Here is a 16,229-nt window from a genome sequence, read left to right on the forward strand (position 1 = left end):
TATAAAATTTGATCACTTTTTTTCATAAGGAAAGGATATGACCACTTCAACATCATTTAGTCCAATCAATTATTTGATTGATCTAGATACTGAATATGAAGCTATGAAAAAAGCATTCTATCAGTCCGTTGCTGCCACCAAAGCAATGAATGCTGGACGCATCAATGGGGCGTTGAGTGAATATGAATGGCATCCAAGCGTTTTTCTACCTAATTTCTTATGGGTGGATCTCGTAGAACCATTCATGACAAGCCTATTGTTAGATAGCAAACATAAGTTGTATACGCCCTATTTCTTTAATTTTATCGTTCATTTCACTTGGCGATATAGCAAAAGTATTTATCGTTTTGATGATTATACTTTTGAATGCTTAAGTACAAGCACCGCAGGGAAATTTTTGGATTTTAGACTTTTACTAAATTTACCAGAGGGTAGTTTATACATAGATTTTGAAAAACCATTGGATTTACAAGGTAAAACAGTGCATGGTTTTCATGCGATCTTAAATTTTCAAGAAAAAACATTAAATACAATCAAAAATAAATCCCCTAATCAACTAATCATACTATTGAACACGCATAATCCTTTTAGTAAATCATCACTACAGTCCTTAGAGCCACTACCAGTAGTTATCTTCGATATTCATCGATCAGGAAAAATAAGTCAGCAAATTTCATATATTAATGGCATAAAATATGAAACAAAAGACGAGCTTAACGACCATCTATCTCCTTATATTTCCCTATTGACTGCACTTTGTACAGATGAAATTGAAATCGATAATTTTTCTAAGAATTCAGTGAAACCTGTTGTTAAGCAGAAGCCATCTTATAAAGACAATGAGAATCTATTTTGGAGCAAAGGGAAAGGAGGAACGTACCACGCTACATCTCCAACAAATCCTAAAAACTGGAGAGTTGGTATAACTTATGGAGTTAATTACAGACAAGCTAGATCCGCACAACAGATCGCAGAACAAAGTAAAGCAAGATTAATTGGTCTTCACTGGACAACACATATTGTTGATTTTGAAATCAGATTAAAACTAATGCCTCCAAAACTTTCAAATGAAAATCATATACATGAGCAGTTGGAAGAATTTCTGCAACACTATGATTTCGCTGAAAACTTATAGACATTTCAATTAATATGTTCACAATTTATTTGCTGTATAAAATTTATGAATGACGGATATTGTTAGTTTGTGCTAATATTTGTTATAATCAGCACACTTGTTGTAATATACATACAGATCTGTATATTTAATTAAACAGATCAATTAAATCTGAGAAAAATAATTTCGTGAGTCTCATTTCGTTACCTATAAGGAGTCAGCTTGCTGCTCATACATGGGAAACATAAAAATATGCTTGAGGGTGTAGGTGGTATGATTTTCAGTGATAAATTCGGAACTGTAGACCCGATAGTTGGCTGCCAGTTACCGAGAATCATCATTTGTTTAAATGAAGATAAACTTAGACCTGTTGTTAGTAATATCTTCTCCCTTACGAATTATTGCGAGAGCCAATTAAAAGAAAGATACCAGAATTGCATAATAACAGTACTAGCCACCTCCCCGAATGATATTAAAATTTCACCTGATTCAATAGTTGAAAGTTCGATTTTACACGTTGGCTTATTCAACATATTCAATATCCAAAATGCACACTACTATACTGAAAATCAAATTACTATTGAAGTAAATGCAGCTATCAAACGCTTCACTCAGCAACCAGTTAATACATTAAACAACAATATTGATAGCATCGGCCAAAAGCTTTCTAAAATGCTTGTAGTATCCACAACAGTTAATGATCTATGTGAGAACAACCTGTTTAAAGATGGAGAAACTATCAGCTGCTTAGATCACAAGGGTAACCCACTCGTATTCAGTTCAACTGGAATGCCGACCGCTGTCGAATTGGGATATGCTATATTTAATGCTGATGGTGAGATCTTAAGTGTTTTACATGAAAGTATCACACCCAATAAACTTATAGATTTTTTAACTTGTTTGCATAACATGCAAAATACGGTAGAAAGTCATTACTCTAAATTTATGTCATCTAAAGTCATGTCCTTTCTAAATGGAAAAGGTTCTTTTAGCGATTGTGATGATATTGATTACGCAAAAGATGTTTGCAAGGATCTCCTCGATCGTTTTGAAACTCAGATGAATGAAATCGTACCAAGTAAATATTTTAGTAGCTCTCATAACTTAAAACATTTAATTGACATCCAGTTTGGAAAATCAATTAAATATTCAGTGTTAGATTTCACTTCTGAAATTCAGGATTTCTGTAGACTTCGAGATTAATTCGAATATCTATACAAAGTCTGGCTTGTGCCAATAATTAGCCTCAACAAGCAAGATTCATAACGCATTATAAAGCTGCAACTTTGGAATTATAGTTTTGCTTTTTTTCTTCTTTGGTATGGTTACTCATAATTGATAATAATTCTAAAGTTTCATGTAATGTTATTTTCCCATCCACTTTAATTTCTTTAATTTTATTATCAAAGTCTGAATATAGTTTCATTCTTGAATAGTCTGGATCATTGGTAAGGTTATTTAGCGTCTCGGCATCAAGTTCCGAAGTTCTCAAATAACGATCAATACATGCTATATATGCTGTTTTATCGATATTTTCAGTAGATGACATTGCATAATAAGTTAAGTTTATAGCCTTTTCCTTTTTCTCAACATCCTCTTTTGATATAGAAAACACGCTCTTGCAATTACCCATTACCGCATAATCAACACTAAGGCTTAATGGGTTAATATCAAATTCTTTATCATCAACAGTATAATTTTTAGAGAGTGAAGAATAATTACTTCTTAGATGATTGTAATATATTTCTTCTGCTATATCAGACTTAGCAGAATCCAAGTCAATACCGAAAGGATTAAAACATCCAGACAACAATGTAGAAAAAAAGATAAATGATATTGAATTTTTTTGATTTAATTTCACTTGAATGCCCTTTGTAAAATATTTTTAAATAACTTCTGCTTCTCGAATGTCCTCAAGTATTCCTCTCAAATCAAAAAGATTAATCTCTTTTAATTGAGCTTCATTTTTGATATTCATTAGAATGTTCATAAAGCCACAGAACATCATTTTTGGCATTCGTCTAGCTGATGGATCAGAAAAATCCTTAGTCCAAGCTTCAATTCTTTGAACATCAATCGTAAGTCCTTGCTCATTAAATAACTGAATTAGCGTATCTGGATCTTCATTTAATTGCGTTAGTTCTAGCAAATGTCTGAATATATGATTAAACGTAATATCTGTAGATTGTGTAGACAATTTTTTCTCCAAGCACATAAATTAGTTAGGATTAATTCCATTCAACTCTAGCCACTTTTTCCACTGCATCGAATACTCTATTAGACCCTTGTTTTTAAGAGTTCCATTTCGATATATTGCATTCAACTGAGGTGTCCAAGAATGATAAGCAGCAGCCTTTGTCCAGAAATCAGCAGATCCATTTGACTGAAGACGGCTTCTCAATACTCTAGCTGCAAGTGTTGCATTCAGGCATCCATCATGACGAGCAAGATTCATATCTATATTACTAAACATGCCCCCTGCTCTGAAATGTTGAGTATTGATCTGAAAATGCCCTAAGTCATTAGACGCATTGATCTGACCATTCTCTCCACGTTCTTTACTTTGAATACCAAGCAATACAAACAAAGGTACTCCCTCGCTACGTGCTGCTTGTATTACACAATTTAAAGTAGCCTTTCGGCCTGCTTGCGCTTGATATTGATTTGATTGAGTTTGCAGAGGTTGTTGTTGAAAATTTGCATAATTCACCTGTTGTGGTTTTTTACTATTCACCAAATCTACAACCCAATTATTTTCTTCCCTTTTAACCTTTTGAGATTCAATTGCTTGCTCACTGGTCGAATTACCCGTATAACTCGTAGATCTGTAAGCAGGTCTAGAAACATCGATCTTTTGATTGAAAGAGACATTACTTATTGTTGGATTAATATTATGCGCTGAAACTGGTTTAGGTGAGTTATTTAATTGGTTAGCGTATTGCCCAAGTTGATCAGAACTTAATTGTGGTACTTTACTAAATACCGAATTTGAAAAAAAGGAAATCAAACATAAAAAAATTAATTTTGAATTAGACATACTAACCACCATAATTAGCTTTTTAATTGGATTAGAGTAGGCTTTTTAAACCATTGATGATTTTTAAACCAATACATAAATAAACTTGAAGTACGAAATATATTAAATGTTTGAGCCTGCCAACATTGAAAAGCACACTTCAAAGAAAGCAAGAACATACCTGTGCCGAATAAACTCCAACAGATAAATGCGATGAACCCATAGAAAATAAAAGTTATAATTGCAGCAGTAAAACAGGCTATAGAAAGCCATTTAAATAGTTGAGCTTTTTGAAAGTGTTCATTAATTTTCATATTAACAAAACTAGGAGATAATTCTTTTAGTATATTATCCCTTTTTTTATCACCTATTTTAACAATCAGATTATCAACATTCTGTTTAATTTGCTTTTTATCATCAATACTATATATAACTTCATCAAGGGTACATTCTGGATTATCACAAGTTATATGAAGCTGTATTGAGTTTTTAGGAAGATTAGACTTCTTATTTTCAGCAGCAGCATTGAAATTATTTTTTTCGAAATTGATACAACATTTAAAACATACTGGACAAATTGGATTCCTGATTTGTTTGAACTGCTTTTTATTCACTTCCAAACTTTGCTTCAATTGTTTGTAGCCAAGATTGGCCAATAGTCCTTTGAGTGGGACTGTAACGTAGAGGAACTTCACCCCCTTAAATATCTTTCCGAACATACCCTCACCTTAAGAAAAATTTCTTCATGTAGATTTTTAAAATATTGTATTATGTATTTTTAAAAATATAAACTATAATTTTTTTAAAATTTGATTTTTACGGTACAACTACATGGCCATATTTCTACTATTAATAGTTGTTTTTATTCAAATTGTTTTATTATCCACACCTTTTTATGTTGCTAAAAAATTTCCTAATTTTCCACGTTCATGGTTGAGACGGCCATTTTTTATTGTCACTCTGGTATCACTACAAGTACTCTATTTTCAAATCCTTGAGGTTGCAGGCTTCTTCACATACCTAAATGAATTACTACTTGCGAACTATCTATAAATTGGTGTTACAAATGAATAGAATCAAACTTTATCGCTTCTTAAGATATTTCGCCTTGACTGCGTTAATCAGTCTAATCATTTTAGTTTTTTGGATCTCTGTTCTTAAGAGAGCTTATTACATACCTGTCAATGCAATGTACTACCAGTGTGATCAACCTTACATATCAGCTTACCAAACAACAGACGGCAACGTACTAACCACGTTGAATAAAAAAGATTACTGTATTGATCTGGCGATACCTTTTGCAAACAATCTGCACAAACGTCAACAATCAACTGATTTCACGTTTCTATTACTGGATTTCGATAAGTTGCAAAAAGTAAGATCAGGTACATCACATACTTTTTTTAAAAATCCTGATCAAAAAAAGTATGATCTTATTCAGAAAAATGCAGGGGTTTTCTATTTGAACTTCTTGGATAATATTGACTTCAGCAAATCAAATCCATCGGATCAAGTGCTGTATGTTCAGCCAAAACTTAGCCTCTATGATTCCAACTTGAGTACTGTTTTGTTTAAGAAATAATGTAGAATCTATTTTTTATAAAGCTACTTAAAAAAGTAGCTTTTCTTTTATAGTAGATGAGTTATGTCAGAGAAAAAAAGGATTTCCATAAGCAAGCCCGTTTCACAATACATCTCAAGTTTGTCTCGCAGCACGGCCAACACTGATGCAGAAGAAAGCAATGTTTCTTGGTCTAAACACATTAATCGAATGCTAATCGACTACATATCACTACTGGAAGAACATACCGCATCAGTTTTAAAAAAAATAGATCCAGAAGTAGTTCAAGCTCTCAAAATAATTACCAAATCTCAATCTGAATCACTATTCCTATATAAATATGGACAAGACATCCATAAATTTATATTTAGTATCTATTTTGATGAGTTTGGTCTTAATGATATGGATGCAACAATTAAACACGTTTTGATTGAAGATTTCACCAAGCTCAGTTTAACAAAAATAGAGTCATTAGCTTTAATTTCTTATCTGCAACGTGAACAATGTACACAATAATAAAATTGTAAAATGAATACTTAATTTTTTTGATGCTACAATAAAAAGACACCCAAAAGATTTAATAGCTTAGACATCTAGAATGCTAAGATAAGGAGAATAACGGTGAGATTAGACATTTCAGAAGCAGATGCTAAGGATCTGTTTGTTGACTATTTGCGTAGCGAGGGACTGGATGTTTCATTCGACAAGCTTGTAACGGATGGAAGTCGAAAGTGGGTAACTTGCCTTGAACGAACTGGCAAAAACAGAAATTCAAAATCGGCATGGTATAGATTAAATTTTAACTATGATGTGCCGAGTGTTTTGTATAGTAATTACGATAAAGGCATTGTAAAAAAAGTCTGGCATCTAGACCCTAAACAACTCAAAAAAAAGCAACTTTCCCCTCAAGAACAGAGGCAAGAAGAAAAACGCAGAAAACTAAATACCATTAAAAAGAGACGTAGAGATCGCCACCTAAATACAAGACAACGCATTGCTGCAACTTGGTCACGTATTGAGTTTGCAAGAGCAATCCCGATTAAGTCAATAAACGAAATACCGTATTTAAAAGCAAAGTTAATCACAGATGATAATCTCAATCTTTTTAATTGCAGAAAGATAGTTCATCAGCCACTATTTGCAAAATCTTTTCACATGCTTGTTGCTAGAACCATTCAAAAAGCCAAAGCAAAAGGAAAAATAATTGATTATGAAAAACCTAAATATTTCACTCATGGGTGGTTTCAAAATTATCATCTCAGGAATACATTAATTACGCCTTACTACAATAAAGATTTAAAAATTGTAAATGTGCAAACCATTTCTTCTTTTCCAGATCGAGACAATAAAGGTGCACATAAGTTTTTTAAGGCTAACCTTTCATCTGGCCAGAAAGAAGCTACATTTTGCCCGATCAATCGCCTACCATCCCTAGATGATCAACATTTTGCAATATCAGAGGGATACTCAACAGGTAAAAGCTTCTCTCGGATCAGCAAAGATAAACCATGCATCCTCTCGGCTTTTGATAAGAATAACCTCTTATCTGTCGCAGTGGCCATTAAAGAGCGTTTTCCACATGCGAGTATTTATCAAGTTGCAGATAATGACTTAAAAGAACAATTAAGCAAAGGCCAAAATGGAGGAGTAACAAAAGCTCTAGAAGCTGCTAATGCGGTTAATGGCAATGTTTTAATTCCACCTGTAAAAAAAGATGAAGCGAATGAAATATCAGACTGGAATGACTTGGAAATTAAGTACGGTACTCAGCATTGTTTTGACATTCTGAACAACCTTTTACACGAAATATCAGCTTATAAAAAAATTGAAATGACAAAATCAACACCAGACAAACCAAACCTATTAGCCCATCAAATTCATAGCAGAGTACCTGAAATTTCATTGAAGAAAACAACAAATGCCCTTGATCCCTCAGTTTTTACAACATGGTTGATTAATAAATTGGATGAAAAAAAGCACCAACTTGCTTCATCCAATACAACAGATAACTCATTTGAAATTGCAGGTGATCTAGTACGTGCAATGGCTTCAGAGCAAGGTAAAAGCATTATCCCCATGATGCAATATATTTGCACCAAAAACGACTGGCACGACCTTAATAAAGCAATATCAAACCTAAATGATAAATTAGATTTTAAAGCCAATACCGAAAGGGATACCCTTAATAAAGTAAACTTAACACTTCAGACCATGTTTTATGCGGTGAGTGCGGTAGATCAGGATCTAATGAGCAATCAAGCTGAAACCAAGAATAGGGCCGAATTACAACTACAAAATACAATCGAATATATTTCATTTTTACAATTAGAAAGGAAAGAAAAATTAGAACTCTATAACAACTTAAAATTTGCAATTGATGATGCTGTTGCAATAAAAGAACCAGAATGGGCAAAAAAATTAATAAAAATATGCGTCAACTCCATAGATGCTTTTGAAAAAAAGCAAAATATAAAACTAATTGAAAAAGAAAATAAAGAAGAAATTTCAAACTCTCTATAAGAAAATATGGCGCAATTAATGCGCCATATTTAATAAATATCAAGTACCCTTCAAAATATTTAGAATTAGAGAGTTATTACTATCAAACCATTGATATAACTCTGATCTTACCTCAGTATCAGAAAAACCCCATTTTAGCCCACTAAAAAAACACCATCATCAAGCTCTTAAAATATTTTTTTAATCATATCTTCGGTTGTATTATCATTGTTCTTTATCCACCACCTCATCCACCATAATTAGGCTCTTTCACATCCACTAAGTATAATCTTTTTGAAGCATTCTGACTTCAAAAAATGCCAAAAAGCGACCTATAGTGTCGCATCACTATGTATAAAGCACAAAAATCGAAAAATACCTTATAGGTACATTGTGCATATAATCAGTAAAAGTTCAAATTTTATTTAATATGTACTTTGTACATATTAAATAAAATATATTGACTTAATGCTAAGATATAATTATAGTGCTTATATCAGATCAGAAATGACTGATGAACATTGTTTTTAAATTTTTTCAGATTCCAAGAGAACTGAGAGGCACTTATGCGAACTGTACAAATTAGTTTTGTTGGCGACAATGCCAATACGAAATCTGATTTTTTTAATTTTTCCGATAACACATTCACGGTGTTAGAAAAAATATTTGAAAAATTCCTCCCTCTAGTCAATCCGCACAATAACTTCAGCCAAAAGACAAAAAACACTGATGCACCTATAATCGGGATCAGTGATGCTTTTTTAATTAAGGCTGCTCTTTCAAAATTGTTGTACATAGATCGAATGCAATTCCAGATTGAAGACAAACTTCAACTGACTGAGCTTTTAATGAAAGTTGATCATATCTTCCACAGATCAATAAATAGCTATTACACGCCAAACATTTTTACAGGCGCATTTACTCTAACAATAGATAAAAGGAAATAAGCTAATGTTAGATAAAAAAGATAAAGCCAAACGCAATTCTAATGATGTGAAATTGCACAGAAATAAACGAAAAGAACGCATAGAAAGCGGTAATCCAGAACTATGGAATATCAAAGATTGTGCTGCAATTCTTTCGACCGACTACTTACGGGCAAAGTATGGATTTATGGCTTGGCAAAAGTGTCATTTCCAAAGAACTATGCGACAATATGAGCTAGGGTCAATGACTTAGACTGCCTTTTACAAATAACTATGCGACAAATTTTATAAAGAACTATGCAACGGAACCCAGAATGAACAATCAATCATGCGACACCGTTAACATCGTACCAGCTCGAAGAAAAATTGGTAATACACGGATTAGTGTATCTGGTTTATACCCTTTTAAAAAAGATTCGGCAGTGGCCTTTGAATCAACACTGGAACGCGATTTTCTCATTCGATTAGAGGTTGACCCTAATGTTCTTGCTGTTGAATCTCAACCCTTTACGATTGAGTATTTTGATAATGGGCAGAAACGAGTTTACACCCCTGACTACCTGGTAACTTATAAGCATGATGATTTTCTTCCATTTATTGCACCTAAACTGGTTGAAGTAAAACCTACAGATGAATTGCAACTTAATTTACATCTATGGAAAGCTAGATATCGTGCTGCCATGAGGGTATGCAAAGAAGAGGGTTGGAAATTTCATATTGCACATGAGGGTCGTATTCGGGACCAGTTATGGTCGAATGCCATGTTTTTACAAAAGTACCGAAAGATGGAATTTCCCCCTGCTGATTCAAAGCACTTATTGGATTATGTGAGAGATCGAGAAGTAGTAACTTTTGAGACTCTATTAGCCAGACATTTTCTTGGCAAATGGGACCGAGCAAATGGAATTAGTCAAATCTGGTATTTAGTTGCTCATGGTTATCTGGTTTGCGATTTAAGTGCACCTTTACAGCCATCTACTGAACTCTGGGTAAGTGGGAGTTTGTCATGAATGATAGACGTGTGAATATCAAAATAGCTGCTGGGGAACCTGTTCAGATAAAAGGGATTCCTCATACGATTATTGAAGTCATTGACCTGAAATCAGTTTTTGTTGAAAACAATAATACAGGTAGGAAAAATATTGCGGCTATCAGTGAATTAAGGCCGTCAATAGCTGTGGAACAGCATGAAGATCTAGAGCTCATCGCTGATAAAGACTGGATTGAGGCTGAAAGACGTTTCAACATCATCCGTCCTTTCATTGAGGGAGGCGTGAGTGGTCGTAAGGAAGTAGAGTTACGAGCCCAAGAACATGATATTAATCCAGCCACTATCTATAGATGGTTAAAAATCTATAAGGCATATGGAACTATTGATGGATTGCGGCCCAGAAAAGAGGGATTGCCACAAGGCAAGAAGATAATTAATAAACATGCTGAAGCAATCATTGAAAAAGCCATCAAGGATTTATACCTAACTAATCAAAGAATAAGTGTTCAAAAAGTTGTACTTGAAGTGAAACGCTTATGTCATGAATACCATATCCTAGAGGTGCCTCATGCCAATACAGTAAGAAATCGTATTGCAGCGATTAGCCAGAGAGACTCTCTTCGTAAGAGGGGACATAAGGAAAAGGCCGATAACAAATTTACACCTGCCGCAGGGAAATTCCCTCATGCTGATTATCCACTTGCCGTCGTACAGATTGACCATACGCCTGTTGATCTTATTCTGGTTGATGATTTTAGCAGGTGTCCTATAGGACGACCTTTTCTTACGTTGGCAATTGATGTGCGTTCAAGGGTAGTTGTGGGATATTACTTATCATTAGATGCCCCCTCTGTTATGTCTATTGCAATGAGCGTTTCTCAAGCTGTACTGCCCAAAGAGAAATGGCTAGCTTCGCGCAAGATTCAAGCTGAATGGCCTGTCTGGGGAATTATGAACACCATTCATGTCGATAATGGACCTGAGTTTCACTCAGAAACTTTCAGAAATGCTTGTATGGCACATGATATTCGTCTGGAATACCGACCAGTTAAAAAACCACGTTTTGGCGGGCACATTGAACGTTTGATGGGAACATTTGCAACCGATATTCACGCAGTTCCAGGAACAACTTTTTCAAATATTTTTGAAAGAAAAGGCTATAACTCAGATGCGGAAGCAGTTTTCACATTCTCCGAATTTGAGGACTGGCTGATTGATTTTATCTGTAATGTTTACCACAAAAGGAAACACTCTGCTTTAGGTACTTCTCCACTACATGCTTTTGAGTTAGGTATCTTTGGTGATAAAAACACGTTAGGTTCTGGGGCTGCTAGATTGCCTGCAAATGATCATAATTTCTTTCTTGATTTTCTACCAAGTTTTGAAAGGACGATTCAAACAACAGGTGTAACAATTGATGGTCTTGCTTATTATGCTGATGTACTAAGAGGTTGGATTAATGCTGTAGACCCTGATAATCAAAAGGAAAAACGTAAATTTATCTTTAGGCGTGATCCAAGAAATATTAGTGAGATATGGTTCTTTGATCCCGAAATCAAAAATTATTTTAAGGTTCCTTTAGCGGATCAAAGTATTCCACCATTTAGTATTTGGGAACACAAAAAGATTCAGGAACTGAAAAAGGAAACTGGCGAATATCTAAAAGATCATGAACTTGGACAGGCTCTAGCTAAACTTCGGGAGCGTGTTCAGGAGGCAAGTACTAAAACTCGACGGGCTCGCAGATCACATCAGCGCAGTACCCAACATCAACAGAGTGTTAACCCTGCTTCAATTCAGGGCAAAAAACCTCAACAAGAGAGTACGATTTTGGAGCAACAGCTTGAAAACGTATATGGTTTATTGCCTCTCGATGAGCTGGAAAATGATGAGGATATTTCATGAGTAACTATTCACATGTTTTTCAAGAGTTTCGCCCTATTGTGGAACAGTCTAATGAGGACAGACTCTACTTCCTGGAAGAGGACCGATGGATTGGGTATCCAGCAGCCAATGACTTGTTAGACCAATTGAAAGGATTCCTGACACTTCCTAAGCGGAGCCGTATGCCCAACTTACTGGTATTGAGTAAGCCAAATAATGGTAAAACCTCAATTATTAACCAGTTCTTTAAGCTGTATGGGGAGGGTTATGTCAATGCAGAAAATAATGCAGTAAAACCTGTAATCATTGTACAGGCACCTGTTTCCCCTGATGAAAAAGCTCTGTATATGGCTATTCTTGATAAGTTCTGGGTTCCTTTTCGAGAAAGAGATCCCGTTGCGAAGCTACGTTACCAAGTGGTCCATTGCCTTAAACTTTATGAGGTAAAGCTCCTCATTATCGACGAAATGAATTCTCTATTATGTGGCAGTCCGATTAAGCAAAGAACAGTAATGAATGCGATTAAGTATTTGTGTAATGAAACACAGATACCCATTGTTGGGTTTGGTACAGAAGAAGCAATTAGTGTTCTGCGTACTGATCCACAGCATGTCAGCCGTTTTCGTGTGGTTAATTTGCCCTTATGGAAACTAGATAAAGACTTTCAAGCTATGGTAAATAAATTTGAGAAAGTTCTTCCCCTCAAACAGGCTTCAAAACTGGCTGAACCAGCAACAGTAAAATATCTGCATGATATTACAGATGGAAACTTAGGTAATCTGCGAACGATTTTACGGGACGCCGCAAAGAAAGCTGTTGTTTCTGGTCAGGAGTTTATCGACCGTAGCTTGCTAGAAAGTGTGAAATAAGCAATGTGGAGGACTAGGTATGATAAGTGCAACAGAAATCCATTCATGGTTTATTCCCACGGACTTAAAGCAAGATGAGGCATTATCTTCTTGGTTGATACGTGCCGCACTTGACAGTGGTTGTGACCCATTAAGTTTAACTGGAGTACTTTGGCCCAAATGGCGAATCTGGTCTGTAGATGTAGATCGTGGTTTAAGTGCAGAGCAAGTACAGGTATTGATCAATACGACAAAAATTGATGAAAGCCAATTTAATTCTGCTACGCTTCGCAATTTTTTAATTAAATATAATCTGGATAATCAAACTCTTGATGCATGGTACTTGGTATTAGGTACAAGAAACCGTAAGCATCGAGGTGGCTGGCAATATTGTCCTGAGTGTCTATCTGAGGATAATGTTGCCTATTTCCGTCTGCCTTGGCGTTTTGCCTGGCATACAGGTTGTATAAAACATAATCAGCATTTACATGATCAATGTCCTCATTGCCATAATGCTATTCAACCTAGACGTCTTGAAGCCCCTGATCAGGTTATGACTTGCTGTTCAATATGTAAAAAAAGTCTATTGGAGGTTAATAAAAGCCTTGTGGATTGTCATGCCTTGGCATTCCAAAAAATCTTTGATCAATTCCTGGAACAAGGCTGTGCAACCTATCAAGACAAGTTGATTTCAGTAACTGATTGGTTAACGGTGATTAAGTTATTTTCACAATTTATTAGAAAAGCTTTAGCTGGCTCAGTAAATGGAAAAGGATGGGCTTTTCTTGAACAACTCAGAATTCAGGTGCCCCATCCTGAGCTTATATCGAATGGATTGGCTGTTAACCAACTTCCAGTTACCGAGAGAGAACGGCTATTTTCCTGTATTTATCAATTACTCATTATTCCCCAGGAAAAGTTTATTGAAACAGCAAAATCTTTAAATATGAACAGGTCTTCATTTTGGGATAAGAGAAACCAGTTGCCAGCCATATTAAGGCCTGTTGAAGAACAATTAGGCTCGATTTATCGGAACTACCCTCCAAAGAGAGCATTGGTAGCTACCTTTAAACCTAAAAGTAAGGAGACTGTAATACGCAAGTTTTTAAGATTAAAAAGAAAACTAGGGTAACTTTTGGGGGGACAACACCATGCCTCAGTGTGATGAATGTGGTGATGCGGTTGAAAAGATACACCGACTTTATAAACAGCGTAACTATTGCCATAAGTGCTATGTACGAGTTTTTAAAAAACAGGATTGTCCGTCGTGTGGTAAAAGTTCCAGATTATATAAAGCTGATAACTTGGCCGTTTGCCAACAATGTGAAACCAATAGACCTTGCATTAGATGTCAGCGTATTGATTACCCTATAGGAAAAATAACGGAGCAAGGCCCTGTTTGTAATAGTTGTTCAGTTTATTTTAGAGAGTTTCAAGCTTGTGAACGGTGTGGTGTGACATCACAACGCTTATCTCGTATCAGCCGTTTTGGAGATAATTTAAGAGTTTGCCCAAAGTGTGCAACCCGTGATTACCAGACATGCCAAAGTTGTAGAAGATATAGGTTGATTGAACAGGATGTTGTGTCAGGCAAAATGCTTTGTAAGAAATGTTTGACCTGTCCACCACTTCAATGTCTAACTTGCCAGCAACAGATTCCTGCTGGATATGGGAAATACTGTGAATTATGTACATGGCGAAGAATATTGGGGAATAGGATTAAGGAACTGGTTAATACATTAGTAAATCCAAGCCTCAAAGGTTACTTTAAAGATTATATGAATTGGCTTGATCATGAGGTTGGACCGCATAAGGCTGCATTACTAATTCGTAAACATATTCATTTTTTTGAAAAGACCAGTGGGTGGTGTTTCAAAAAGTATGCTGACATTAAATGAAGCCATTATTGATGTAAAAAAAGGTTAAGTCGAAAGCTTTAAAATGGTTTTCAATCTTTTTTGAAAAATTACAACTCCTTCTAAAACCACGCCTAATTCGATGCCTTATTTTGCAATTATTACCTTCAATACCTACAGTAAAAAATTTACCAATACTTTGCTTGCAGTTTTTAAAAGCAGTTATGAAACTGTCCCAATGATCACTTGCAATTCGGGTGTAGTGAATACCTAATTGTTTAAGCTTTGTTTTCAATCGTTGAACTGTAGCTAAGTCTCTTTTACCCCAAACATAAGCAACAATCTCACCTGTTTCTCGATGGTAGGCGTAAATAAGCCATTGTTTATTATTTTTATTTCCCACAAAAGTCCAAAACTCATCAACTTCAAGAGACTCATAATGACTTTGTTTAGGCTGAATTTGGTAGGTCGATTCGGTTAAAGTACGTAAAACTTTACCGATACTGATTCGCTCAACTTCAGCGATATCTCGTATACCACTACCTCTGACCATCAACTGTAATATTTTTCGAGTAATGCCTGAATTACATCCTAGATAGCTCAGAGCATGGTCACCAATAAACTGACGTTTACAGTCTTTGCACTGATAGTTTTGTTTCCCATCTACTTTGATGCCATTTTTCTTTATACTGTCACTGAGGCAGGTTGGACATTTGATTTCTAGAGTTATTCGCATTTCTCTATTTTATCAAAATTCAACCTGCTTTGTTTCAGCATACTTTTTGAAACACCACCGACCAGTGATCTTTGGGGAGATCAGATCCCAGACAATGACTCTTTATTACATAGACTAAGAACAAGTGGTTTACGCAAATATGAGCTGCCCATCCGGTGGTTGGTTGCAGTACATCACCTGCATATAGATACCCAATCTAAAGGCCACTGTTCTGAATTTGACCAACTGAGAAAACTGGCGAACTCATGTCCTGGTTCATCGCTTTCAGCCCAAATTCTTCAGAACTATTATCAGGTTTTAATAAATAAAATGGATTTAGGGAAAACGAGTATACGTTCTGCCCGTTTAGCCATGAAACCAGCATCTGCTTTAATGCTGTTGGTAAGTCAATCACGATTAGATTTACCAACAATGTGGCATGTAAAATATTACTTATTTAAGTCCCCTGGACAAGCTTGCGCTATTGTTGGCTTTCTTAATTTTTTAAACAAGAATTATGATACGAACCTTGATACGTCATGGGTACTAGATGAAAAAATAACAGAAAAAAGTAATATGAAGAAACTGGAAAAACAATTGTTGGCCATCATGAAAGCCCCAGAGGAAAATTTTAATGAACTAGAGTGGATAAAGTTAGGATTGATGTATTTTCATAATTTGGATAAATCCTTTTTTAATCAAATGGATAGTATTAATTATAGGGGGCTGAATGATGGCTTTGAAGTGAGGTTTGGTGATCAGCAATATTGGATACCTAAATTGCTTGTATAACTGGACCATATAACGCTAATGTAGCTA

17 protein-coding genes and 1 pseudogene are annotated in these 16,229 nt (G+C 35.2%); 13 read left to right on the forward strand and 5 right to left on the reverse strand.

Features of this window, described 5'->3' with window-relative positions:
* Positions 1–37 precede the first annotated feature (37 nt).
* The gene (locus QLH32_RS18345; RefSeq protein ID WP_240016345.1) at positions 38–1,135 is read left to right on the forward strand and encodes an AcrVA2 family anti-CRISPR protein; all 1,098 of its coding nucleotides are present in this window, start codon (positions 38–40) and stop codon (positions 1,133–1,135) included.
* A gap of 201 nt (positions 1,136–1,336) precedes the next feature.
* Positions 1,337–2,317: a hypothetical protein gene (locus tag QLH32_RS18350; RefSeq protein WP_240016415.1), complete on the forward strand. Its 981-nt coding sequence runs from the start codon at positions 1,337–1,339 to the stop codon at positions 2,315–2,317.
* A 67-nt stretch (positions 2,318–2,384) separates the two neighbouring features.
* Here the strand turns inward: QLH32_RS18350 and QLH32_RS18355 are convergent, their stop codons facing one another.
* The 4 genes from QLH32_RS18355 to QLH32_RS18370 are packed head-to-tail and all read right to left on the reverse strand — an operon-like array spanning position 2,385 to position 4,849.
* Entirely contained in the window at positions 2,385–2,975 is a 591-nt protein-coding gene (locus tag QLH32_RS18355; RefSeq protein ID WP_283269426.1) for a hypothetical protein, read from the reverse strand.
* A 24-nt stretch (positions 2,976–2,999) separates the two neighbouring features.
* Positions 3,000–3,311 carry a DUF1456 domain-containing protein gene (locus tag QLH32_RS18360; RefSeq protein WP_155393329.1) on the reverse strand — a complete coding sequence of 104 codons (312 nt, stop codon included), beginning with the start codon at positions 3,309–3,311 and terminating at the stop codon, positions 3,000–3,002.
* A 21-nt stretch (positions 3,312–3,332) separates the two neighbouring features.
* The gene (locus QLH32_RS18365; RefSeq protein WP_283269428.1) at positions 3,333–4,151 is read right to left on the reverse strand and encodes a transglycosylase SLT domain-containing protein; all 819 of its coding nucleotides are present in this window, start codon (positions 4,149–4,151) and stop codon (positions 3,333–3,335) included.
* Between the two features lie 14 nt (positions 4,152–4,165).
* Positions 4,166–4,849 carry a hypothetical protein gene (locus QLH32_RS18370; protein WP_061403642.1) on the reverse strand — a complete coding sequence of 228 codons (684 nt, stop codon included), beginning with the start codon at positions 4,847–4,849 and terminating at the stop codon, positions 4,166–4,168.
* 347 nt (positions 4,850–5,196) lie between these two features.
* On the opposite strand from QLH32_RS18370, the gene QLH32_RS18375 reads away from it, so the two are divergent.
* The 10 genes and pseudogenes from QLH32_RS18375 to QLH32_RS19830 form a co-directional block, all read left to right on the forward strand.
* Positions 5,197–5,712, forward strand: a complete 516-nt coding sequence (locus QLH32_RS18375; protein ID WP_061403641.1) for a hypothetical protein — start codon at positions 5,197–5,199, stop codon at positions 5,710–5,712.
* A 63-nt stretch (positions 5,713–5,775) separates the two neighbouring features.
* Positions 5,776–6,207 carry a hypothetical protein gene (locus QLH32_RS18380; protein ID WP_061403640.1) on the forward strand — a complete coding sequence of 144 codons (432 nt, stop codon included), beginning with the start codon at positions 5,776–5,778 and terminating at the stop codon, positions 6,205–6,207.
* Positions 6,208–6,312: 105 nt separating this feature from the next.
* Complete coding sequence (locus QLH32_RS18385) at positions 6,313–8,211, forward strand: primase/helicase family protein (protein ID WP_061403639.1); 1,899 nt, start codon at positions 6,313–6,315, stop codon at positions 8,209–8,211.
* Positions 8,212–8,756: 545 nt separating this feature from the next.
* Positions 8,757–9,137: a hypothetical protein gene (locus QLH32_RS18390; protein WP_045124703.1), complete on the forward strand. Its 381-nt coding sequence runs from the start codon at positions 8,757–8,759 to the stop codon at positions 9,135–9,137.
* 4 nt (positions 9,138–9,141) lie between these two features.
* Positions 9,142–9,369 carry a hypothetical protein gene (locus tag QLH32_RS18395; protein WP_283269430.1) on the forward strand — a complete coding sequence of 76 codons (228 nt, stop codon included), beginning with the start codon at positions 9,142–9,144 and terminating at the stop codon, positions 9,367–9,369.
* A 61-nt stretch (positions 9,370–9,430) separates the two neighbouring features.
* Entirely contained in the window at positions 9,431–10,126 is a 696-nt protein-coding gene (locus QLH32_RS18400) for a heteromeric transposase endonuclease subunit TnsA (RefSeq protein WP_032047828.1), read from the forward strand.
* On the forward strand, positions 10,123–12,012 hold the full coding sequence (locus tag QLH32_RS18405; RefSeq protein ID WP_032047827.1) for a TnsB C-terminal domain-containing protein: 1,890 nt from the start codon (positions 10,123–10,125) through the stop codon (positions 12,010–12,012). Before QLH32_RS18400 ends, QLH32_RS18405 begins: the two co-directional genes overlap by 4 nt.
* The gene (locus QLH32_RS18410) at positions 12,009–12,860 is read left to right on the forward strand and encodes a TniB family NTP-binding protein (RefSeq protein ID WP_000073961.1); all 852 of its coding nucleotides are present in this window, start codon (positions 12,009–12,011) and stop codon (positions 12,858–12,860) included. Before QLH32_RS18405 ends, QLH32_RS18410 begins: the two co-directional genes overlap by 4 nt.
* 19 nt (positions 12,861–12,879) lie before the next feature.
* Positions 12,880–13,971 (forward strand): TniQ family protein, encoded by a 1,092-nt coding sequence (locus QLH32_RS18415; RefSeq protein WP_000622362.1) that lies wholly within the window; start codon positions 12,880–12,882, stop codon positions 13,969–13,971.
* A gap of 19 nt (positions 13,972–13,990) precedes the next feature.
* Positions 13,991–14,701, forward strand: a pseudogene (locus tag QLH32_RS19830) (hypothetical protein); the annotation flags it as partial.
* 28 nt (positions 14,702–14,729) lie between these two features.
* Here QLH32_RS19830 and QLH32_RS18420 read toward each other — a convergent pair.
* Entirely contained in the window at positions 14,730–15,431 is a 702-nt protein-coding gene (locus tag QLH32_RS18420; protein ID WP_001223318.1) for an IS1-like element ISPa14 family transposase, read from the reverse strand.
* Between the two features lie 159 nt (positions 15,432–15,590).
* Here QLH32_RS18420 and QLH32_RS18425 point away from each other — a divergent pair, with 159 nt between their 5' ends.
* Positions 15,591–16,202 (forward strand): hypothetical protein, encoded by a 612-nt coding sequence (locus tag QLH32_RS18425; protein WP_283269434.1) that lies wholly within the window; start codon positions 15,591–15,593, stop codon positions 16,200–16,202.
* Positions 16,203–16,229 lie beyond the last annotated feature (27 nt).

Source organism: Acinetobacter corruptisaponis, assembly GCF_030053775.1.
GTDB classification, from domain to species: domain Bacteria; phylum Pseudomonadota; class Gammaproteobacteria; order Pseudomonadales; family Moraxellaceae; genus Acinetobacter; species Acinetobacter corruptisaponis.